Origin of the sequence: Duganella vulcania (genome assembly GCF_009857655.1) — a bacterium.
Lineage (GTDB): Bacteria > Pseudomonadota > Gammaproteobacteria > Burkholderiales > Burkholderiaceae_D > Rugamonas > Rugamonas vulcania.
This window is the reverse complement of sequence record NZ_WWCX01000002.1, coordinates 33,774-52,545: the sequence shown is the minus strand read 5'-3', so window position 1 is coordinate 52,545 and position 18,772 is coordinate 33,774. Positions and strand designations below refer to the sequence as shown.

The 18,772-nt window shown below is 64.7% G+C and carries 23 protein-coding genes and 1 riboswitch; of the genes, 9 read left to right on the top strand and 14 right to left on the bottom strand.

The features are described from left to right. Positions 1 to 2: 2 nt before the first annotated feature. The 3 genes from GTP90_RS03265 to dapC all read right to left on the bottom strand — a co-directional run bounded on the left by GTP90_RS03265 (position 3) and on the right by dapC (position 3,262). Positions 3 to 1,145: a PilT/PilU family type 4a pilus ATPase gene (locus GTP90_RS03265; RefSeq protein WP_161082154.1), complete on the bottom strand. Its 1,143-nt coding sequence runs from the start codon at positions 1,143 to 1,145 to the stop codon at positions 3 to 5. Between the two features lie 63 nt (positions 1,146 to 1,208). After that, positions 1,209 to 2,036 carry a 2,3,4,5-tetrahydropyridine-2,6-dicarboxylate N-succinyltransferase gene (dapD, locus tag GTP90_RS03260; RefSeq protein ID WP_117013568.1) on the bottom strand — a complete coding sequence of 276 codons (828 nt, stop codon included), beginning with the start codon at positions 2,034 to 2,036 and terminating at the stop codon, positions 1,209 to 1,211. Between the two features lie 11 nt (positions 2,037 to 2,047). Beyond that, on the bottom strand, positions 2,048 to 3,262 hold the full coding sequence (dapC, locus tag GTP90_RS03255; protein ID WP_161082153.1) for a succinyldiaminopimelate transaminase: 1,215 nt from the start codon (positions 3,260 to 3,262) through the stop codon (positions 2,048 to 2,050). Positions 3,263 to 3,434: 172 nt separating this feature from the next. On the opposite strand from dapC, the gene GTP90_RS03250 reads away from it, so the two are divergent. Genes GTP90_RS03250 through GTP90_RS03240 form a run of 3 tightly spaced genes read left to right on the top strand, consistent with a single transcriptional unit; the run spans position 3,435 to position 5,698 of the window. Then, positions 3,435 to 5,252: a DUF4153 domain-containing protein gene (locus GTP90_RS03250; RefSeq protein WP_161082152.1), complete on the top strand. Its 1,818-nt coding sequence runs from the start codon at positions 3,435 to 3,437 to the stop codon at positions 5,250 to 5,252. A 21-nt stretch (positions 5,253 to 5,273) separates the two neighbouring features. Then, positions 5,274 to 5,546 (top strand): hypothetical protein, encoded by a 273-nt coding sequence (locus GTP90_RS03245; protein WP_161082151.1) that lies wholly within the window; start codon positions 5,274 to 5,276, stop codon positions 5,544 to 5,546. Next, the gene (locus tag GTP90_RS03240; RefSeq protein WP_161082150.1) at positions 5,540 to 5,698 is read left to right on the top strand and encodes a hypothetical protein; all 159 of its coding nucleotides are present in this window, start codon (positions 5,540 to 5,542) and stop codon (positions 5,696 to 5,698) included. Before GTP90_RS03245 ends, GTP90_RS03240 begins: the two co-directional genes overlap by 7 nt. Before the next feature lie 10 nt (positions 5,699 to 5,708). On the opposite strand, the gene GTP90_RS03235 is transcribed toward GTP90_RS03240, so the two are convergent. After that, entirely contained in the window at positions 5,709 to 5,960 is a 252-nt protein-coding gene (locus tag GTP90_RS03235; protein ID WP_161082149.1) for a DUF6566 family protein, read from the bottom strand. A gap of 83 nt (positions 5,961 to 6,043) precedes the next feature. After that, positions 6,044 to 6,469: a MerR family transcriptional regulator gene (locus GTP90_RS03230; protein ID WP_161082148.1), complete on the bottom strand. Its 426-nt coding sequence runs from the start codon at positions 6,467 to 6,469 to the stop codon at positions 6,044 to 6,046. Positions 6,470 to 6,547: 78 nt separating this feature from the next. On the opposite strand from GTP90_RS03230, the gene GTP90_RS03225 reads away from it, so the two are divergent. Then, on the top strand, positions 6,548 to 6,952 hold the full coding sequence (locus GTP90_RS03225) for a hypothetical protein (RefSeq protein ID WP_161082147.1): 405 nt from the start codon (positions 6,548 to 6,550) through the stop codon (positions 6,950 to 6,952). On the opposite strand, the gene GTP90_RS03220 is transcribed toward GTP90_RS03225, so the two are convergent. Continuing rightward, a complete protein-coding gene (locus GTP90_RS03220) occupies positions 6,949 to 7,521 on the bottom strand; it encodes an isochorismatase family protein (protein WP_161082146.1) in 573 nt (190 codons plus the stop codon). The genes GTP90_RS03225 and GTP90_RS03220 overlap by 4 nt on opposite strands. Positions 7,522 to 7,587: 66 nt before the next feature. Between GTP90_RS03220 and GTP90_RS03215 the strand changes: the two genes are divergently transcribed. Further along, entirely contained in the window at positions 7,588 to 8,199 is a 612-nt protein-coding gene (locus GTP90_RS03215) for a TetR/AcrR family transcriptional regulator (protein ID WP_175047960.1), read from the top strand. On the opposite strand, the gene GTP90_RS03210 is transcribed toward GTP90_RS03215, so the two are convergent. Further along, positions 8,200 to 9,189: a dipeptidase gene (locus tag GTP90_RS03210; RefSeq protein WP_161082144.1), complete on the bottom strand. Its 990-nt coding sequence runs from the start codon at positions 9,187 to 9,189 to the stop codon at positions 8,200 to 8,202. Between the two features lie 74 nt (positions 9,190 to 9,263). Between GTP90_RS03210 and GTP90_RS03205 the strand changes: the two genes are divergently transcribed. Then, positions 9,264 to 9,638 carry a hypothetical protein gene (locus GTP90_RS03205; RefSeq protein WP_161082143.1) on the top strand — a complete coding sequence of 125 codons (375 nt, stop codon included), beginning with the start codon at positions 9,264 to 9,266 and terminating at the stop codon, positions 9,636 to 9,638. A gap of 40 nt (positions 9,639 to 9,678) precedes the next feature. Next, complete coding sequence (locus tag GTP90_RS03200; RefSeq protein WP_161082142.1) at positions 9,679 to 10,929, top strand: DEAD/DEAH box helicase; 1,251 nt, start codon at positions 9,679 to 9,681, stop codon at positions 10,927 to 10,929. Positions 10,930 to 10,941: 12 nt separating this feature from the next. On the opposite strand, the gene GTP90_RS03195 is transcribed toward GTP90_RS03200, so the two are convergent. Further along, positions 10,942 to 11,931, bottom strand: a complete 990-nt coding sequence (locus tag GTP90_RS03195) for a GlxA family transcriptional regulator (protein ID WP_161082141.1) — start codon at positions 11,929 to 11,931, stop codon at positions 10,942 to 10,944. A gap of 108 nt (positions 11,932 to 12,039) precedes the next feature. On the opposite strand from GTP90_RS03195, the gene GTP90_RS03190 reads away from it, so the two are divergent. Beyond that, positions 12,040 to 12,657, top strand: coding sequence for a cysteine hydrolase family protein (locus GTP90_RS03190; protein WP_161082140.1), 618 nt, complete (start codon positions 12,040 to 12,042; stop codon positions 12,655 to 12,657). Here GTP90_RS03190 and GTP90_RS03185 read toward each other — a convergent pair. From GTP90_RS03185 to GTP90_RS03165, 5 genes are read right to left on the bottom strand one after another with little or no spacing between them, the layout of a single operon-like run. Further along, a complete protein-coding gene (locus GTP90_RS03185) occupies positions 12,654 to 13,004 on the bottom strand; it encodes a translation initiation factor Sui1 (RefSeq protein WP_161082139.1) in 351 nt (116 codons plus the stop codon). The genes GTP90_RS03190 and GTP90_RS03185 overlap by 4 nt on opposite strands. Next, positions 13,001 to 13,672, bottom strand: a complete 672-nt coding sequence (locus GTP90_RS03180) for a hypothetical protein (RefSeq protein WP_161082138.1) — start codon at positions 13,670 to 13,672, stop codon at positions 13,001 to 13,003. Before GTP90_RS03180 ends, GTP90_RS03185 begins: the two co-directional genes overlap by 4 nt. Continuing rightward, the gene (locus GTP90_RS03175) at positions 13,669 to 14,637 is read right to left on the bottom strand and encodes an MlaD family protein (protein WP_161082137.1); all 969 of its coding nucleotides are present in this window, start codon (positions 14,635 to 14,637) and stop codon (positions 13,669 to 13,671) included. Before GTP90_RS03175 ends, GTP90_RS03180 begins: the two co-directional genes overlap by 4 nt. A gap of 12 nt (positions 14,638 to 14,649) precedes the next feature. Then, complete coding sequence (locus GTP90_RS03170; RefSeq protein ID WP_161082136.1) at positions 14,650 to 15,438, bottom strand: MlaE family ABC transporter permease; 789 nt, start codon at positions 15,436 to 15,438, stop codon at positions 14,650 to 14,652. Positions 15,439 to 15,490: 52 nt separating this feature from the next. Next, entirely contained in the window at positions 15,491 to 16,357 is an 867-nt protein-coding gene (locus GTP90_RS03165; RefSeq protein WP_161082135.1) for a LysR family transcriptional regulator, read from the bottom strand. 110 nt (positions 16,358 to 16,467) lie between these two features. On the opposite strand from GTP90_RS03165, the gene GTP90_RS03160 reads away from it, so the two are divergent. Further along, positions 16,468 to 17,850: an MFS transporter gene (locus GTP90_RS03160; protein ID WP_161082134.1), complete on the top strand. Its 1,383-nt coding sequence runs from the start codon at positions 16,468 to 16,470 to the stop codon at positions 17,848 to 17,850. On the opposite strand, the gene ribB is transcribed toward GTP90_RS03160, so the two are convergent. Beyond that, positions 17,847 to 18,518 carry a 3,4-dihydroxy-2-butanone-4-phosphate synthase gene (ribB, locus tag GTP90_RS03155; RefSeq protein WP_161082133.1) on the bottom strand — a complete coding sequence of 224 codons (672 nt, stop codon included), beginning with the start codon at positions 18,516 to 18,518 and terminating at the stop codon, positions 17,847 to 17,849. The two genes, GTP90_RS03160 and ribB, sit on opposite strands and share 4 nt — an antisense overlap. 96 nt (positions 18,519 to 18,614) lie before the next feature. After that, a riboswitch (FMN riboswitch) is annotated at positions 18,615 to 18,756 on the bottom strand. Between the last annotated feature and the right edge of the window lie 16 nt (positions 18,757 to 18,772).

Genomic DNA, 18,772 nt, shown 5'->3' with positions numbered 1-18,772 from the left:
CCTCAGGTGTTGAGCGTGAACTCGGTGAACGACGCCTCGTCCGGCGGCGGCTTGGTTTCCGGCTCGGCCTGGGCGTTCTTGCTGTCCGGGCCATTGTTCAGTAGCCACAGCAGGTTGGTGGCCGAATCGGCGTTGGCCAGCGCCTCGTCCTGGCTGATCAAGCCGTCCTGCACCAGCTTGAGCAAGGCCAGTTCGAACGACTGCGAACCGGGCGACATGCTCTTCTCCATCGCCTCCTTGATCTGGCCGATCTCGCCTTTTTCGATCAGGTCCGAGATGTAGCGGGTGTTGACCATCACCTCCACCGCCGCCGTGCGCGTGCCGCCGTTGATCGAGCGGACCAGGCGCTGCGAGACGATCGCCTTCACCGTGGACGACAAGTCCTGCAGCAGCGCGGCGCGGTTCTCGATCGGGTAGAAACTGATAATACGATTTAGCGCGTTATAGCTGTTGTTGGCGTGCAGGGTCGCCAGCACCAGGTGGCCCGACTGCGCATACGCCAGCGCGGCGGCCATGGTTTCCTTGTCGCGGATCTCGCCGATCAGGATGCAGTCCGGCGCCTGGCGCATGGAGTTGCGCAGCGCCGTGTGGAAGTCCTTGGCGTCGCTGCCGATCTCGCGCTGGTTGACGATGGATTTCTTGTTCTTGAACAGGTACTCGATCGGGTCTTCCAGCGTCAGGATATGGCCGGAGCGCAGTTCGTTGCGGTGGTCCAGCATCGAGGCGATGGTGGTGGACTTGCCGGAGCCGGTCGAGCCGACCAGCAGCAGCAGGCCGCGCTTTTCCATGATCAGGTCCGCCAGCACCGGCGGCAGCTGCAGGTCGGCCAGCACCGGTATGGTGGCGGGCACGAAGCGGAATACGGCGGAGATGGTGCCGCGCTGCCTGAACGCGGAGAGGCGGAAGCGGCCCATGTTCGGCACCGACACGCCCATGTTCAGCTCATTGGTCGCCACCAGTTCCTCCATCTGCGCGGGGGAGGCGATCTCCGACAGCAGCGAATGAATGTTGTCCGGCTCGAGCTTTTGCTGATTGATGGGGATCAGGTTGCCGTTGATCTTGATGTGCACCGGCGAATTCACCGCGAAGAACATGTCCGACGCGTTCTTTTCCTTCATCAGCTGGAACAGGCGTTCCATGGCCATGGCACTCTCCTCAGTATCAAAAAAAACGGGGACTGCAAAGAGTCCCCGGTTCTTGTTGCCTGCTTAGATACCGCGCAGCAGTTCGTTGATGCCGGTCTTGGCGCGGGTCTTGGCATCCACGCGCTTGACGATGACCGCGCAGTACAGCGAGTACTTGCCGTCGTCCGAAGGCAGGTTGCCCGAGACGACCACCGAACCCGCAGGCACGCGGCCGTAGGTCACCTCGCCGGTGGCGCGGTCGTAGATCTTGGTCGACTGGCCGATGTACACGCCCATCGAGATCACCGAGTTCTCTTCGACGATCACGCCTTCGACGATTTCCGAACGGGCGCCGATGAAGCAGTTGTCTTCGATGATGGTCGGATTGGCCTGCATCGGCTCCAGCACGCCGCCGATGCCGACGCCGCCGGACAGGTGGACGTTCTTGCCGATCTGCGCGCACGAACCGACGGTGGCCCAGGTGTCGACCATCGCGCCTTCATCGACGTAGGCGCCGATGTTGACGTAGGAAGGCATCAGCACCACGTTCTTGGCGATGAAGGAGCCACGGCGCGCCACGGCAGGCGGCACCACGCGGAAGCCGCCCTTGGCGAAATCCTCGGCGGTGTAGTTGGCGAACTTGGTCGGTACCTTGTCGTAGAACTGCATGGTGCCGTCGGACGGCATCTGCACGTTGTTCTCCAGGCGGAAGGACAGCAGCACGGCTTTCTTGACCCACTGGTTCACCACCCAGTCGCCGGTGGTTTTTTCGGCCACGCGGATGGTGCCGGCGTCCAGGCCCGCGATCACGTGCGAAACCGCGTCACGCAGTTCGGCGGTGCCGTTGGCTGGATTGATGTTGGCGCGGTCTTCCCATGCCTGGTCGATGATTTGCTGGAGTTGTTGGCTCATGATGTGCGATCTTATTTGTTAAGGGACTTGCAAAATTGGACGATGCGCTGCGCCGCTTCCAGGCCTTCCTCCGTCTCGGCGACCAGCGCCATGCGGATGCGGTTGCGGCCCGGATTGGCGCCGTGCGCGTCGCGCGCCAGGTAGCTGCCCGGCAGTACCGTGACATTATATTCGGCGTACAGGCGCTGGGCGAATTCGGTGTCCGACAGGCCGGTCCGGCTGACGTCGGCCCACAGGTAGAAGCCGGCGTCCGGCAGTTCGACCTGCAGCACCTCCTGCAGCAGCGGGGTGATGGCGGCGAACTTGGCGCGGTATTTTTCGCGGTTCTGTTCGACGTGGGTCTCGTCGTTCCAGGCCGCGATCGACGCAGCTTGCACGGAAGGGCTCATGGCTCCGCCGTGATAGGTGCGGTACAACAGGAATTTTTTAAGCACGTCGGCATCGCCGGCCACGAAGCCCGAGCGCATGCCCGGCACGTTGGAGCGCTTCGACAGGCTGCTGAACACCACCAGGCGCGCGTAGGGCTTGTCCACCGTGGACAGGCCCAGCGTGTGGGCCGCTTCCAGCGCGCCCAGTGGCGCCTTGTCGCCGTGGTAGATCTCGGAGTAGCACTCGTCGGCGGCGATGATGAAGTTGTAGCGCTCGGACAGGGCGAACAGGTTCTCCCAGTCGGTCAGCGTCAGCACGGCGCCGGTCGGATTGCCGGGGGAGCACAGGAACAGCAGCGACACGCGCTCCCATACCGAGGCCGGGATGCTGTCGTAGTCGCAGCCGAAGTTGCGGGCCGGGTCGGAGTTGACGAAGTACGGCTCGGCGCCGGCCAGGTAGGCCGCGCCTTCATAGATCTGGTAGAACGGATTCGGGCTGATGACCAGCGACTTGGCCGAAGGGTCGATCACGGTCTGCGCCAGCGAGAACAGCGCCTCGCGCGAGCCGTTCACCGGCAGCACCTGGGTGGCCGGATTGAGCTTGGGGATGCCGTAGCGGCGTTCCAGCCAGCCGGCGATGGCGCCGCGCAGCGCGTCCGAGCCTATGGTGGTCGGGTAGGTGGCCAGGCCGTCCACATTGTCGATCAGCGCCTGCTGGATGAAGCGCGGCGTCGGGTGTTTGGGTTCGCCCATGCCCAGGCTGATGGCCTTGTGCTGGGGACTGGCGGTCACCTGCGCGAACAGCTGGCGCAGTTTTTCGAACGGATAGGGTTGCAGCTTGTCGAGATGTGGATTCACTTGGCGGACCGGGTGCGGAACGTTGAAAAAAGAACAGCGTAGACAGCCATTATAGCGCCTCCGCGCGGGCCTCGTCGTGTGGCGCCTGGCATGGCGTTTAGTGGGCTTGCTACCAATGCCAAATAATAAACATGTGAGATACTGCGGGCCTTGATTCCCATAGAGACATCGCATGAAACAGGATGAGACGACGTTGGACGCGGAGGTCAGCCGGCGCGTGATGGTGCTGCGGCTGGCGACTGGCCTGGCGCAGGGCGCGCTGCTGTACTGGCTGTACCAGGCCGACCAGGGCGCGTGGTGGCCGGCCGGGATGCCGTATGTGATGACGCCACTGGTGATGGCCGGCCTGTTGCTGCCGGCGATGCTGATATCGGCCATGGGCCATATGGCGCCGAAGAAGGTGGCGCTGTGGATGCTGGCCGCCGCCGTCCTGGTGCTGGTGATGGCGCTGCATGCGGTCAGCCGGGATGCCGGCTTGTGGCCAGGTGCAGGCCAGCTTGGACGCGGCGTGTTCACGCCGCGCTCCGGTCCAGTGGTGGTCTTCGGCGGGGTGTTCATGTACATCGCCCATGTGCTGGTGATGGCGGGGGCGTCGGACAAGCGCCTCGTCGCCAGCTACGACACCTACTTCGAACTGGCCTGGAAGCTGACGGTGCAGCTGATGTTCTCGGTGTTCTTTGTCGGCGCACTGTGGCTGGTGCTGTTGATGGGCAGCGGCCTGTTCTCGATGGTGAAGCTGAACTTCTTGAAGCACATGATGGAGCAGTCGTGGTTCGTGGTGCCGGTGGTCTGCTTTGCCTGGTCGTGCGCGATGCACATCACGGACGTGCGGCCGGCCATCGTGCGCGGCATCCGCAGCCTGCTGCTGGTGCTGCTGTCGTGGATACTGCCGGTGGCGGCGGTGCTCGTGAGCGGCTTCCTGTGCGCGCTGCCATTCACGGGATTGGACGTGCTGTGGGCCACCCGCCACGCCACCTCGCTGCTGCTGGCGGCGGACGCGGTGCTGATCGTTCTGATCAACGCGGCCTTCCAGAACGGCCACGCCAAGGCGGCCCTGGTGGTGCGCGTGAGCGCGCGCGTGGCCGCGCTGCTGATACTGCCGCTGACGGCCATCGCCATCTATGCGCTGGGATTGCGGGTGTACGACTATGGCTGGACCGTGGACCGCGTCACCGCCGCCGCCTGCCTGGTCCTCGCCGGCTGTTATGCGTTGGGCTATGCGTGGGCGGCGCATCGCTACGAGACCTGGCTGAGCTCCATCGCCCACGTCAACGTGGCGGCGGCCTTTGTTCTGCTGGCGGTGCTGCTGGCGTTGTTCACACCGATCGCCGATCCTGCGCGCCTGTCGGTGAACAACCAGGTGGCGCGGCTGGAGAAGGGCCGCACCCAGGCCGCCAAATTCGATTTCCATTACCTGCGCTTCGAGGGGCAGCGTTATGGCCAGGTTGCCCTGGCGCGCTTGTCGCAACAGGCCTCCGGTCCGGATGCCGCGTTGATCCGCGAACTGGCCGCCAAGGCGCTGAAGGACACGGCCCGCTGGCACGACGGGCCGCGTGCCGCGGAGGTGTCGGTGGCCGACAGCGTCAAGGTGTGGCCGGCGACCGCAAAGCTGCCGGCCAGCTTTGTGGCTCAGAAGTGGGGGGCTGAGGAGGGGCGGGCGATCCCGTCATGCCTGACCAGCCCCGGCTCCGACTGCGATGCCATGATGATGGATATCGACGGAGACGGCAGGCAGGAAATCCTGCTGTTTAACGTTGACAGCTATTCGGCGGCTGCGCTCTTCAGGGAGCGTGCCGATGGCAAGTGGGTAGTCGCCGGCCATCTCGATACGAGCGCCAGCGGATGCACTCCGTTGATCGAGAAGCTGAAGGCGGGGGACTATGCGCTGGTCACGCCCCGCATGAAAGCGTTGCAGGTGGGCGGCCAGATTTTGCAGTTCCAATCGGAGTTCAATTCCGATGATTGCAAAATTGTTAATGCGACCCGGTAGAACCGGGGGATTTATTATTTATTGGAGTTGATTATAAAACGTTACCTTTTACCTCTCAGTCTGGCTTTTTTTGCTGTTAATTCCCAAGCTGAGTTGCTTAAAAGCGCCACTGTTGAACAGAAAGCGCAGATAACCGATGCCATCAAGGTTTCTCCGATGCTGGCCACTCAGCTCGACAAGCTTACGAAGGACGGAAAGTTGACCGAGCTGCTGGTGGTTTCGTCAAATGACGTCGCATCCATGCAGAGGCCGGGGCCATTCAACGGCTGGAATGGGTCGGCGGGCTGGTGTTGAATCTGCGGTATCGCGCTGCGATTGTCCAGGCATTGCAAAAATCCGGGGGCAAATTCCAGTTCTCGCAATCCGGCTTCATCGAGTCGAACGACGCCAACGTGAAGGCGATCGCCGGGGTGCTTGGCTCCCTGGCCTTGCCCGACATCGAATAAGGCGCGGATATTAAAAGCCGGTCGCCAGCAGGGAGGGGTTGCGGATGCGCCCCTCGTCAATAAGTTGGCAGCAAATAGCGATGGCGTTCTGGGCGGCTTCTTCCGGTGTTTCAAATACTGTCACCACGGTGCTTGAATCTATCCTGCTTAATTGCCGGGAAATCTCCCATCGCCCTTGCCATTTACTATGTTCGTTTTTCGTACAGAACGAGCGGATTTCAAACGATTTATAACAAACGTGGTAGTTGACCATGGAACCCATCGATAGCTTTATATTTAAATGCAGAGAATTGCTGTTATGCAACTCTTTGTATCGTATTGTATCCAACCCACCCCAGTACGTTATTACAAATTGGTAATATTGACTTCCTGTAATGAATAATCATTCAAACTTGCGTGGGTGTCCGATTGGCCGGGCTGTAAGGGACAGGCTTGCATATCCTCGTCCAACCTGCGCGCCAGTTCGCCGCGCAGCGCATGCAGGCCTTCAATGCGTTGGTCGATGTCTGCCAGCTTGCGCGCCAGCGCCTCCCGGAGCTGGGGCGCGGACGATGCCGGTTCGGCCAGCAGCGGCAGGTCGGCTTCGATTTCTCCCAGCGTGAAGCCCAGCGTCTGCGCCAACTTGATGTAACGCAGCCAGTTCACCGCCTCCGGCGGATAGTCGCGGTAACCGTTGGCGCTGCGGCGCGCGCGCAGAAGGCCGCGCTTTTCGTAAAAGCGCAAAGTATCGCGGCTCAGTCCCGTGGCGCTGGCGATTTCTCCGATTTGCATGCCCAGGCTCCAAATAGTGATTGACCCTGGAGTGTACTCCAGGCTTTAGCATGGCGTCATTCTAACCACGGAGTCGTCATGCTTTCACCATCCACCTTCCGCAAAATTGTCCTCGGCAGTGCCATCTACGATCTGATTGTGACGGCGCCTTTCGCCACGCCATGGAGCTTCGCCTTCGCCCGCGTGCAATTGGACGGCATCAACCAGCGCCTTGGGGGCGCCGCGCTGCCGGCGTTTGAACCGTTTCACATCCTGTTCGCCTGCCTGCTCGGAAGCGTGGTGCTGGTATGGTCGCTGCTGCGCATCAGCGATCCGCAGCAGCGCTTCGGCCGTTTCGACGGCGTGGCGCGGCTGCTGTTTTCGACCTGGATGATCTGGACGCTGGCCGCCACGGGCGCGCCGCTGCTTTGGCTGTTCATCGTTCCGGAGTTGGCTTTCGGTGTGGCGCAGTGGCTGCCGGTGCGCCGGAATGAAAGCGCCTAGCGCTTGAGGAATGCCGCCTCCAGTTCATCGGTGCTGCGCACATGGCCGATGAAGGGGAAGATATTCTGCACAGCGAATTGATGCATCTCCGCCTTCAGGCTGGACATCGCGTCATGCGCAAACACCAGCGCGTAGCCCTGGTCGAAGGCTGCGCGGGCAGTGGATTCGACGCCGAAGTTGGTGGCGATACCGCCCATGATGAGCGTGCGGATGCCGCGGCGGCGCAACTGCTGGTCCAGTTCCGTGCCATGGAACGCTCCCCACTGGCGTTTGGCGATCACAATGTCGCCCGGCTGACAGCCAGCCTGCCCGACCAGTTCCGACGCCTGCGGCGGTGGTGGCGGGGCGGACGGATCGCGGGCCAGCGAGATATCCGCCGGCAGGCGCAGTAGCTCGTTAACCAGTACGCGGACATACACCACGGTGCCGCCACTGCGGCGCACAGCGTCGGCCAGGCGGGCGCCGTTGGCCACCACCTGCTGCGCCGTATGCGGCGCCAGCTCCCGTGCCACGTTGCTGTGCTGTAGATCGATCAATACCAGGGCCGTGCTGGAAGGTTCGAGATTCATCGTTGGTTCCTTAAATGTGAGGGTATCCTCAGATAATTATAGATCGAATTCGGCTACAATGTGAGGATGTCCTCAGATATTGAAAAAAACGCCAGGCGCAAGCCTCGGCAACTGCGCGGCGAACAGCGCATGGCGGCCATGCTGGATGCCGCGGCAGCCGTGTTTGCGCAATCCGGCTACGACGCCGCGACCATGACCGCGATCGCCGAGCGATCCGGTTCGTCTATCGGCGCCTTGTACCAGTATTTTCCCAACAAGCTGGCCTTGGCGAAGGCGCTGCGTGAGCAATACGGCGAGGAGATGGCGCGTCGCTGGACGACGCTGATTGCCGAGGCCTCGCAACTGAGCATCGCCGCGCTGGTGGACCGGATCTTCGATCTGATGATCGGTTTTTTCAACGAGCACCCGGCTTACTTCACGCTGCTCAATGCGACGCTTGGGTATCAGCGCGATGCGGGCGCGCGCCAGCGGCTGCGGTCCAGGATAGGCGCGGCGCTGAGGGAGAAACAGCCGGAATTGGAAGAGGGGGAGGCGCTGCGGCTGGCCACTGTATCGCTACAAATCGTCAAGGGACTCAATCCTTTGTACGCCGGGGCGGCGCCTGCCGAGCGGGTGGAACTGGTAGCGGAGTTCAAGCTGGTGCTGCTCAGCTACTTGAAAGCGCGCCTGCGCAAATAGTCAGGCAACCTTCAACAGCGCCTGCGGCTTGCTCCACACCTGCTGCGCCACGCGCATCATGTTGCGGCCCATGACCAACTCGGTCTCGCTGTCGGTCATGCCGGCCTTGCGCAGCGCGGCGGCCAGCTGGCGCCAGATTTCGGGCGGCGTGAAGGTCGGCGGATGCCCGGCGCTGTAGCCGGCGGAGGCGGGCCACCAGTGGGCCGGGTTGAAATCGCCGGGCGGCGTGTCGTCCAGGCCTGGCTGCTGGAAGCAGATATCGAGGCCGATGCCGGCGTGCGTTACGCCCACCAGGTCGGCCACGTAGGCGGCGTGGCGCGCGACATCGTCGACGTCGGGATGCTCCTTACCCAGGAACCACGACAGGCCGGACACGCACACCACGCCACCGGTGGCGGCGCAGGCGCGGATCTGTTCATCGGTGACGTTGCGCCCGTGCTGCACCAGCGTATAGGGATTGGCGTGGCTGAAGATCACCGGTTGCGACGATGCGGACATGATATCGAGGCTGCACAGGCGGCCCGTGTGCGAACAGTCCATCAGGATGCCTGCGTCGTTCACGGCACTCACCATGCTGTAGCCGAGCGATGTCAGGCCGCGCGGCTGGTCGTGGCAGCCGTCGGCGACGCTGTTGTTGCGGTTGTAGGCGAAGTGCATCTGGCGCACGCCCAGCTGGGCGTACAGCGCCACCATCTCCGGCTGGTCGAGCAGCGGCATGGCGCCTTCCAGGTCGAAGCCGATGGCGATGCGGCCGTCGGCCGCGGCCTGGATGATGTCGTCCACGCTGGAGACCAGCACGTAGCGGTCAGGGTCGGAAGCGATGGTGGCGCGGTAGCCGGCGATCACCGACATCACTTGCGAGACCGGGTTCATGTCGCCGCCGACATTGAGCGAGACATAATTGACGCCGGCGGCGTGCAGCCGTTGAACCGGCGTGAAGTCGGCCTGCGGGTGTTGCGGCAGGCAAGCGTGGGCGTCCCAGTTGATCATAATTTTTTTCTTTAAAAGATTAGCTATTTTTGCATGATAATGGCGGATATAGCTAATCACGGGATGAAAATCTTATGCGCGGATATGTTTTGCTGATGTCGTTGTTGGCCGCGCCCAGTGCCTGGGCCGCCGATGCGAAGAAGGATGCCTATCTCGACGCGGTGGCCGCGCCGGCGGACGCGAAGGCGATGGAGGCGCGCGTCGATCCCGCCATGCGCAAGGCGATCGCCGAAGCCCTGGCGGCCGACGTTCCGGCGCAGTCCCTGCCGCACGAGGTGCCGGCGTTCAGCTCCTCCAGCAGCGACATCATGACCGCCGCCTTCAACGAGGCGAAGGTGCCGGACTGCCTGCACTCGGAAGGATTGAAGCGGCAGCCGACATTTTTCCTGGCCGGCTTCCTGGCGCTGCCGTTCATCCCGATCGCCAAGCTGCGGGGCAAATGCATCTAGCATGTATACTGTCCGCTAAATTCACATTATTAAGGCCGACATGTCTTTTTCTTCGCTGGGCCTTGCTCCCTCACTGATTAACGCCGTTACCGAAATCGGTTACCAGGAGCCGACCGCCATCCAGAGCGCCGCCATTCCCGCCATCCTGCGCGGGGAGGACGTGCTGGGCGCGGCGCAGACCGGGTCCGGCAAGACCGCCGCCTTCGCGCTGCCGCTGCTGCAATCGCTGCTGGACAACCGCAACGGCCCGCGCCAGCTGCATGGCCTGATCCTGGTGCCCACGCGCGAGCTGGCCGCGCAGGTGGGCGAGTCGATCCGCAAGCTGGTGGCGCATCTGCCGATGCAGGTCAAGGTATCCATCGTGTTCGGTGGCGTGTCGATCAATCCGCAGATGATGGCGCTGCGTGGCGGTGCCGACATCGTCATCGCCACGCCAGGCCGGCTGCTGGACCTGATCGACCATAATGCGCTGAAGATCTCGCGCACGGCGATGCTGGTGCTGGACGAGGCGGACCGCCTGCTGGACCTGGGCTTCAGCGAGGAATTGAACCGCATCCTGGAGCTGCTGCCGAAGCAGCGCCAGAACCTGTTCTTCTCGGCGACCTTCCCGCCAGCGGTGCAGGCGCTGGCGGACGGCATGCTGCATCAACCCACGCGCATCGAGGTGCTGTCCGAGCCGGCCAGCAAACCCGATATCGTCCAGCGCGCGATCATGGTTGACGTGCCGCGCCGGACCATGCTGCTCAAGCACCTGATCCTGGAGCACAAGTGGAGCAGGGTGCTGGTGTTCGTCGCGACCAAGTACGCGGCCGAACACGTGGCCGATAAGCTGAACCGCAACGGCATCCGCGCCGGCGCCTTCCACGGTGAGTTCAGCCAGGGCGCGCGCACCGAGGTGCTGGGCGACTTCAAGGCCAGCCGGCTGCAGGTGCTGGTGGCGACCGACGTGGCGGCGCGCGGCATCGACATCGCCCGCCTGCCGGCCGTGGTCAACTACGACCTGCCTCGTTCGGCGGTGGATTACACACACCGCATCGGCCGCACCGGCCGCGCCGGCGAGAGCGGCGTGGCGATCAGCTTCGTCAGCGCGGAGACGGAACAGCATTTCCGCCTGATCGAAAAGCGCCAGGACATCCTGCTGCCGCGTGAACAGATCGCTGGCTTCGAGCCTGTCGAGACGCTGCCGCCGGCACCAGCCAATTCGGTCACGGACACCGTCAACGGCGGCATCAAGGGCAAGCGCAAGAGCAAGAAGGACAAGTTGCGCGAAGCCGCAGCGGCAGGGGAGTAAGCTCCCGCGCCGTCAGTCCGGCGCGGCGGAGCGGTACAACTTGCGATACTCCGACGGCGACGTGCGCAACGTCGCCCGGAAGTGCTGGCGCAGCGACAACGCCGACCCGAATCCGGCCTGCTGCGCCACCATCTCGACCGACACTTCGCTGCTCTCCAGGAGATGCCGGGCATGCGCCAGCCGCTGGTTGAGCAACCATTGCTTGACCGAGGTGCCGGTGGCCTGGCGGAAGTGGCGGGTGAAATTCCGGCGGCTCATCAGTGCGCGTTCGGCCAGCACGTCGATGCTGTGGTCCTGCGTCAGGTCTTCGCCCACCCATGCCAGCACCTGCGCGAAACGATCGTCGCTGCCGGTGACGGGCAGCGGACGTTCGATGAACTGCGCCTGCCCGCCTTGCCGGTGCGGCGCCACCACCAGCTGCCGCGCCACGCGGTTGGCGATCTCCGCGCCGCACAACTGCCGCAGCAGGTGCAGGCAGCAGTCCAGCCCCGCGGCCACGCCGGCCGACGTCACCACTTCCCCTTCATCGACATACAGGACTTCGCGGTCGACCCTGATCTTGGGATAGCGCTCGGACATCGTGTCGGCGAGCGCCCAGTGCGTGGTGGCGGTGCGGCCGTCCAGCAGCCCGGCTTCAGCCAGCGGGAAGGCGCCCACGCAAAGCCCCACCACCTGCGCGCCGCGCTGGTGGGCGCGGCGCAGGGCTTGCAGCAGGCTGTGTGGTGCGGGGCGGCAGTCCGAGTGCCAGGACGGCAGGATGACGATGTCTGCGCGGGAAAGCGCGGCAAGGCCGTGGGTGGCAATGATGTCGAAGCCGGCGGTAGTGGTCAACGGCGCGCCGGGATCCTCCGCGCAGACCTTGACGTCGAAGGTGGCGCTGTCGCAGTCGGCACGCTGGGCGCCGAACACCTGGCACGGAACGGACAAGTGAAATGGGTTGATGCCGTCGAAGGCAATGACGGCGATGCGGAATTTCCGGCTGGACGAGGTGGGCGTAGGCATGGCCTGATTATATCGAATGGTGGCCTTCGGGCCGCTTTTGGATAATGGCGCGGTGACGGAAAATGTCAATCACCGGGCGCTGAAGCCCTTATCCTACAGGAGAAAACCATGACCGCCACCCCACGCCGAGCCTTGATCGTCATCGATGTGCAGAACGAATACTTCACCGGAAAGATGAAGATCGAATACCCTCCGGTCGAGACCTCGCTGCCGAATATCGGCCGCGCCATGGATGCCGCGCGCGAAGCGGGCATCCCCGTGGTGGTGGTGCAGCACGACGCGCCGGAAACCTCGCCGATCTTCGCCCTGGGCTCGGACGGCTGGAAAGTGCATCCCACGGTGGCGCAGCGCGCGCACGACCATTTCATCAACAAGAAGATGGCCAGCGTGTTCACCGGAACGGACCTGGCCGAGTGGTTGAAGGCGAACGCCATCGATACGCTGACCATCGCCGGCTACATGACGCACAACTGCAACGCCTCCACCATCTACGAAGCGGCGCATCGCGGCTTGCAGGTCGAAGTGCTGGAGGACGCCACCGGCGCGCTGCCGTATGAGAACGCGGCCGGCAAGGCCAGCGCGGAAGAAATCCACCGCGTATTCAACACGGTGTTCCATTCGAACTTCGGCGCGGTGGTGAGCACCGAGGCGTGGCAGGCCGCCGTGCGCGATGGCGGCAAGCTGGAACGCGACAACGTCTACCTGTCGAACCAGCGCACGCGCTAACCGCCGCTGCGCTTGGGCTGGTGGCCCTGTTTTGCCAGGGCTTCCATCACCAGGTCGCAGTGGGCGCCCTGGATTTCGATGACGCCGTCCTTGACGGTGCCCCCGGAGCCGCAGGCGCTGCGCAGCTGCTTGCCCAGCAGGGCCAGGGCGATGGCGTCCAGCGCGAGGCCCTTGACCAGCGTGACGGTCTTGCCGCCGCGCCCCTTCGATTCGCGCGATACGCGCACGACGCCGTCGCCGGCGGGTTTGGCTTTGGCGGCGGCCTTGCAACTGCAATCGGCGATAGGCTTGCCGCAGTCGGGGCACATGCGGCCGGTTTCGGTGGAGTAGACGAGACGGGTGTTCATATTGGTTTTTCGGTGATCAGGTTGATGCGGCGCTGGATGCGTTGGGCTTCGGCGGTGTCGCCCGCCTGCGTGGCGCGCATGGCCTGCACGCCCAGCCATGCCAGCAGCGGCCGGCGCCAGCCCTGGGCGGATGCGGTGTCCACGGCGCCGCTGAGGATTTGCGGCGTGGCTCTGCCGGCGCGCAGCAGCACGCCGCTGGCCACCAGCCTGGACAGCGGATCGGCGATGGCTTGCACGGCGCCGGCGGCCGCCGTATCGCTGGACGCGGAGGCCACCGGCTGGTGCTGCGCGGGCAGCAGCGCGGCGTCGGCGGCGGTGGCGCGGCCGGACAGGTAGGCGGCGTAGGCGCGGTCGGCCGGGCTGGCGTCTTGCGACAGTTTGTCGTAGCCGGCGCAATCCTCGAACACCAGCGAGGCGACATGTGCGGCGCAGCGTATCAATTCGGCGCGTATCATCAGATCGACCTTGCCGGTGCTGGCCAGCGCCTCGCGGGCGCGCTTGTATTCGGCCGCTTCCACGCGGGCGTTGCCGGACATGTAGGCGGCGGTTGAGCGTTCGATGGAACCCTGCGCGTTCATCTGCCAGTCCGGCACAGGAGGATTATTGCCGCAGGCGGCCAGCAGCGCGGTGGCGAGCAGCGTCGCGATCAGTGGGGCGTTGGTCTTCATGGCAGTTTGATCTCCGTGTCGCGCTTGAACGGCCATTTGCGGTTGATCTCATTGACCAGTTGTTCGACCCGGCGCAAGCTGCTTTCCACCTCGCCGCGCAGCGTGCCCAGGTCGGCCGTGGCTTCCTTGGCGTTGGCGCCGACGGCTTGCGCCTCGACCAGCACCGCGTCCATCTTCTTCAGGCTGTTGCGCGCATCGGACAGCAGGCCGTTGAGCTGCACGATGGTCGCCTGCGCGTCCGTCATCACGCCTTGCTTGCCGAAGACTTGCGCGTCGGCGTGGCCGATCAGGCTATCGGCCTTGGTGGCCAGCGCGTTCACCGTGATCAGCAGCTTGTTGGCGCGTTCCGCCAGTTGCTGGGCGTTCTTGTCGTCGCCGGCGATCAGGCCCATGGCGCCGCCGGGGCCATTCAGCTTGCCGGTCACGCCCTGCACGTTGGCCAGGCTCGCGGCCAGCGCGGAATTTTCCGCGGTCAGCGCGTTCAGGTTTTCCAGCAGATCCTTGGCGGCGGCCAGCAGGCGCGGAATCTCGGCGCCGGCGTCGCCGACCAGCAGCGTGCGCGTGGCGCCTTCCTCCAGCGGGGGATCGGTCGGAATGCCGCTGAAGGCGCGCAGCTTGGCGCCGCCCACCAGGCCGCGTTCCAGCGTGAAGATGCTGGTGCTGCGCAGCCAATGCGCATCGCTGCGCGGCACGTCGACGATGACGCGTGCGTTGCCGTCCTTGCCCAGTTCTATACGCCGCACTCGCCCTATCGGGAAGCCGGCGAAGGTCACGTCCATGCCGACGGTGACGCCCTCCGAGTTATCCGTCTGTAGTACCAGCGTCTGCGTCGCTTCGAAGGCGCCGCGCGCATACAGCAGGTAGAGCGCCGATCCGGCCACCAGCACCACCATCAGCACCAACAGCAGCAGCGCCTTGAATTCCGCATTGCGCACCGGCGCCGCTTCGTTTGTTTGTTCGGTCATTATCTGTTCCGCTTAGTAGTAGTTGCCAATCAACGAGGCGATTTCGATCAGCAGTATCACCGCGAACAGCCGCACCATGTCGTACAGGCCGTGCGTGACCTTGACGCGGTAGCTGGCGCCGAAGTAGTAGGAGGAGGCCATCGGTATCAGCCCGACGGCAAAGCTGAAGAAGACGATCTTCAGCACCAGGATCAGCGCCACCGCCGGATTGAACACCTGGCCGACCACGCGCGTGTAGCCCGGCAGCGCCCACGGCGTGAAGCCGTACAGCGACAGGTAGGCGAGGATCAGCGTCATCACGCAGCTGACGGCGGCCAGCATCCATACGGCGAACACGCCCGCCGCCACGCGCGGGAAGAATTCCTGGTGCAGTTCGGCGTCGCTGGTATTGGCGGCGTTGCTGCGGCTTTGCGAGAACTCCAGCGCCTCTGGCAGGGTGGTGCGCAGGGCGACGAAGGCGGCGGCGGTCAGCGGGATCAGTTCCAGCACCAGCACGCGCACCACCATCTCCAGCGCGAAGCGCGACAGGCCGTAGCTTTGCGAGGTGACGACCACGATGCGGATCAGCACCAGGCTGACCAGCGCCGACAGCACGCCGTACCAGGCCAGGTTGGGCGCGGTGTCGCGCACGATGCGGCGCGCCAGCAGATTGAGGTTGGCGCCTCGATAGCTGGCGGGCGCGAACGCCAGCGACAGCATCCGTGCGGCGAATTGCAGCAGCCGCCACCAGCTGTTCAGCCAGGCGATGGTTGCTTGCATCAGGCGCCGCAGCGCGGACGGGATTGCTGCTTCTATGCTCATCTTGACAGTTTAGCACCGCGAGGGAACCGGTGCGCGTCCGCCATCGCCGCGCTTATTCCTCCGCGAAGGTGGCGATGATGGCGTCGGCGGCGGCGCGCACACGGGCGCTGCGACTCAGGTCGCTGTGCATCACCAGCCAGATGTCGTAGTGGTCGACGCGCTCGGGCCAGACGCGGGTCAGCCGGGGATCGCCGTCGGCCATGTGGCAGGGCAGTTCGGCCACGCCCATGCCGCGCCGCGCCGCGTCGAGCATGACCATGCCGCTATTGACCTCGAGCGCCACGCGCGCATTGGCGATCGATTCAAGGCACAGCTTTTCCATGTGGCGCGGCGCCACCGTGCCCTGGTAGACGATGATGTCGTGGTCCTGCATGCCGTTGCCCTGCACCGGCATGCCGCGTTCGGCCAGGTAGGCCGGCGTGGCGTACAGGCCCATGCTGCGCCGGGTCAGGTGGCGCGAGATCAGGTCCGGACTGGTCGGCTTGAGCGAGCGCACGGCCAGGTCGGCCTCGCGCCGGGTCAGGTTGCTGATCTCGGTGCTGGTGCTGAGCACCACGCGGATCTCGGGGTGCATGACGTGCAGCCGCTGCATGGCGCCGAGCACGGAGTGGCTGGCGATGGTGTCCGACGTGGCCACGCGCACGATGCCGGACAGGCGGTTGTCGATGCCCTGCATCTCGCGCTGGAACTGCAGGGCCGCGTGCTCCATCAACTCGGCGGCGGTGACGGCCAGCTCGCCGGCGGGCGTGGCCAGGTAGCCGGACGGCGTGCGCAGGAACAGCCGCGCGCCCAGCGATTTCTCCAGCGCGTTGAGGCGCCGGCCGACGGTGGCCTGGTCGATATCGAGGGCGGCGGCTGCGGCGCGCAGCGTGCCTTTGCGGTAGATGGCGAGGAAGATCCTGGCGTTGTCCCAATCCATGCGGGTTGTCCGGTTGCGATGCATTTTTGCATCAGAGCGCCGATATTATGCGTATTTACTGCATCATGCAAGAAGGCTAACATCGCGGCATCCCACGGAAGGAAAGCATCATGACTACCTCTAGCACCACGGCGATCCAGCCGCGCCAAATTCCCGCCTTGCTGGTGTTGATGACACTGGCCATTGGCTTCGTGATGGCGATGATCGACGTCACCGCCGTCAATACCGCCTTGTCCGACATTTCGACGAACCTGGGCGTGCCGCTCACCGGCCTGGTCTGGGTGGTGGACGGCTACACACTGACCTTTGCCGCGCTGCTGATGGCTGGCGGTGCGCTGGCCGACCGCTACGGCCCAAAGAATGTCTACCAGGGCGGCTTGAGCGTGTTCATACTCGGCTCGGTGCTGTGCGCCGTGGCCCCCAGCGGCAACGCGCTGATCGCCGCGCGCCTGCTGCAGGGGGCGGGCGCCGCGCTGTTCATGCCCAGTTCTTTGAGCCTGCTGACGCACGCCTATGACGACCAGGCGACGCGTGCCCGCATGCTGGGCACCTGGTCGGCGATCGTCGGCTGCTCGTCGGCGGCCGGTCCGCTGGTGGGCGGCTTGCTGGTCCACGAATTCGGCTGGCGCAGCGTGTTCTGGGTGAACGTGCCTATCGGCCTGCTCGGCATCTTGCTGACGCAGGTGGTGGCGCCGGCCACGCCGCGCTCGCAGCGCGCGCTGTCGATGTTGAGCCATGCGCTGGGCGTGGCCGCGCTGGCGGCGCTGAGCTTTGTGCTGATCGAAGGTCCTTCGCTGGGCTGGAGTTCGGCTCCGGTGCTGGGCGCCCTGGCGGCGACGGTGGCTGCCGCGTTCCTGCTGGTGCGGCGCGAACGCACCGGCGCGCATCCCTTGCTGCCACCGGCCTTGTTCGATACGCCGGCCTTCGCGGCGGCCAACGGCGTCGGCTTCCTGATCAATTTCGCGGTGTTCGGGCAGCTGTTCCTGCTCAGCCTTTACATCCAGCAGTCCGGCGCGGATGCGCTGCACACCGGCCTGAAGCTGATACCGATGATGGCCGCTTTCGCCATCGGCAACCTGACCTCCGGCCGCATCGCGGCGCGGGTGGGCACACGGCCGCCGATGATGTATGGCTTGATGGTGGGGCTGGGCGTGGCGGTGCTGATGCTGGTCGGCTTGACGCCGCAAACCCCATACTGGCTGCTGGTGCTGGGCGCGGTGGTGATGAATGTCGCCATCGGCATCGCGATTCCTGGCATGACGGCGACGGTGATGCTGGTGGCCGGCAAAGCGCACGCCAACAGCGCCGCCGCCGCGTTGAACGCCAACCGTCAGATCGGCGCCCTGGTCGGCGTGGCGATGATGGGCACCGTGATGCATGCGATGCCCGATTGGACGTGGCGCCTGCCGCTGGCCTTCGGCCTGATCTCGGCTGCCTATGCGGGCGCGCTAGTGCTGGTTTGGCGCTACGTCAAATTGGGCAAGCCGGCTTAAACGCCGTGCGTGGTGCGCCATTCGATCATCTCGGCGATGGTCAGGATGGGCATGCCGTGCAGTTCGGCGAAGCGCTCGATGTCGGCGCCGCGCATCATGGTGCCGTCGGGATTCATCAACTCGCACAGCACGGCGGCCGGATTGAGGCCGGCCATGGTCGCCAGGTCCACCGAGCCTTCGGTGTGGCCTTTGCGGGCCAGCACGCCGCCCGGCGTGGCGCGCAGCGGGAACACGTGGCCAGGGTGGACCAGGTCGCGCGGCTGCGCGTCGGCCGCGATGGCGGTGCGGATGGTGGTGACGCGGTCCGCCGCCGAAACGCCGGTGGTCACGCCATCGCGCGCTTCGATCGATACCGTGAACGGCGTGCCGTAACGGCTGCCGTTATCGGCGGCCATCATCGGCAGCTCCAGCGCGCGCACCTTGTCGGCGCCCAGGCAGAGGCAGACGATGCCGCTGCATTCGCGGATCATCATGGCCATTGATTGCACTGTGATTTTCTCAGCGGCGACGATCAGGTCCGCCTCGTTCTCGCGGTCGAAATCGTCGAGCAGGATCACCGGCACGCCGGCGCGCATGGCGTTCAGCGCCGCGTTGATGCGGCCTTCCAGATCGTCCGAGACAAGGGAGTAGGGGGATACCGCGGCTTGTTGGTCTAATTGGTCTAACATGTGGAACGCTCCTCGCAAATAGGCGAAAAACGCGACAGGGCAAGCGAATACGCGCGGCCCGCCGCACCGATCGCTCGGGCGGGTGGCCGCGTCACCGCACATCTTCTTTCATCCGGACTATACCGTCGGCTCTGGAATCACACCAGATCTGCTGACCCCTCTTGCGAGAGCGCTCGCGGGCTTGGCCATCGCTGGCCTTACCGCCGGTGGGGAATCGCACCCCGCCCCGAAGACGTCGTTAATCGCCTGCCGGC

Bases quoted from the DNA above. Each gene is read 5' to 3' on its own strand.
- GTP90_RS03210 (WP_161082144.1), bottom strand. From the start codon at position 9,189: ATGATCAACTGGGACGCCCACGCTTGCCTGCCGCAACACCCGCAGGCC.
- GTP90_RS03190 (WP_161082140.1), top strand. From the start codon at position 12,040: ATGACCGCCACCCCACGCCGAGCCTTGATCGTCATCGATGTGCAGAAC.
- ribB (WP_161082133.1), bottom strand. From the start codon at position 18,518: ATGTTAGACCAATTAGACCAACAAGCCGCGGTATCCCCCTACTCCCTT.
- GTP90_RS03265 (WP_161082154.1), bottom strand. From the start codon at position 1,145: ATGGCCATGGAACGCCTGTTCCAGCTGATGAAGGAAAAGAACGCGTCG.
- GTP90_RS03230 (WP_161082148.1), bottom strand. From the start codon at position 6,469: ATGCAAATCGGAGAAATCGCCAGCGCCACGGGACTGAGCCGCGATACT.
- GTP90_RS03225 (WP_161082147.1), top strand. From the start codon at position 6,548: ATGCTTTCACCATCCACCTTCCGCAAAATTGTCCTCGGCAGTGCCATC.
- GTP90_RS03170 (WP_161082136.1), bottom strand. From the start codon at position 15,438: ATGAGCATAGAAGCAGCAATCCCGTCCGCGCTGCGGCGCCTGATGCAA.
- dapD (WP_117013568.1), bottom strand. From the start codon at position 2,036: ATGAGCCAACAACTCCAGCAAATCATCGACCAGGCATGGGAAGACCGC.
- GTP90_RS03195 (WP_161082141.1), bottom strand. From the start codon at position 11,931: ATGCCTACGCCCACCTCGTCCAGCCGGAAATTCCGCATCGCCGTCATT.
- GTP90_RS03215 (WP_175047960.1), top strand. From the start codon at position 7,588: ATGTCCTCAGATATTGAAAAAAACGCCAGGCGCAAGCCTCGGCAACTG.
- GTP90_RS03160 (WP_161082134.1), top strand. From the start codon at position 16,468: ATGACTACCTCTAGCACCACGGCGATCCAGCCGCGCCAAATTCCCGCC.
- GTP90_RS03185 (WP_161082139.1), bottom strand. From the start codon at position 13,004: ATGAACACCCGTCTCGTCTACTCCACCGAAACCGGCCGCATGTGCCCC.
- GTP90_RS03205 (WP_161082143.1), top strand. From the start codon at position 9,264: ATGCGCGGATATGTTTTGCTGATGTCGTTGTTGGCCGCGCCCAGTGCC.
- GTP90_RS03200 (WP_161082142.1), top strand. From the start codon at position 9,679: ATGTCTTTTTCTTCGCTGGGCCTTGCTCCCTCACTGATTAACGCCGTT.
- GTP90_RS03175 (WP_161082137.1), bottom strand. From the start codon at position 14,637: ATGACCGAACAAACAAACGAAGCGGCGCCGGTGCGCAATGCGGAATTC.
- GTP90_RS03180 (WP_161082138.1), bottom strand. From the start codon at position 13,672: ATGAAGACCAACGCCCCACTGATCGCGACGCTGCTCGCCACCGCGCTG.
- GTP90_RS03220 (WP_161082146.1), bottom strand. From the start codon at position 7,521: ATGAATCTCGAACCTTCCAGCACGGCCCTGGTATTGATCGATCTACAG.
- GTP90_RS03235 (WP_161082149.1), bottom strand. From the start codon at position 5,960: ATGGGTTCCATGGTCAACTACCACGTTTGTTATAAATCGTTTGAAATC.
- GTP90_RS03165 (WP_161082135.1), bottom strand. From the start codon at position 16,357: ATGGATTGGGACAACGCCAGGATCTTCCTCGCCATCTACCGCAAAGGC.
- GTP90_RS03250 (WP_161082152.1), top strand. From the start codon at position 3,435: ATGAAACAGGATGAGACGACGTTGGACGCGGAGGTCAGCCGGCGCGTG.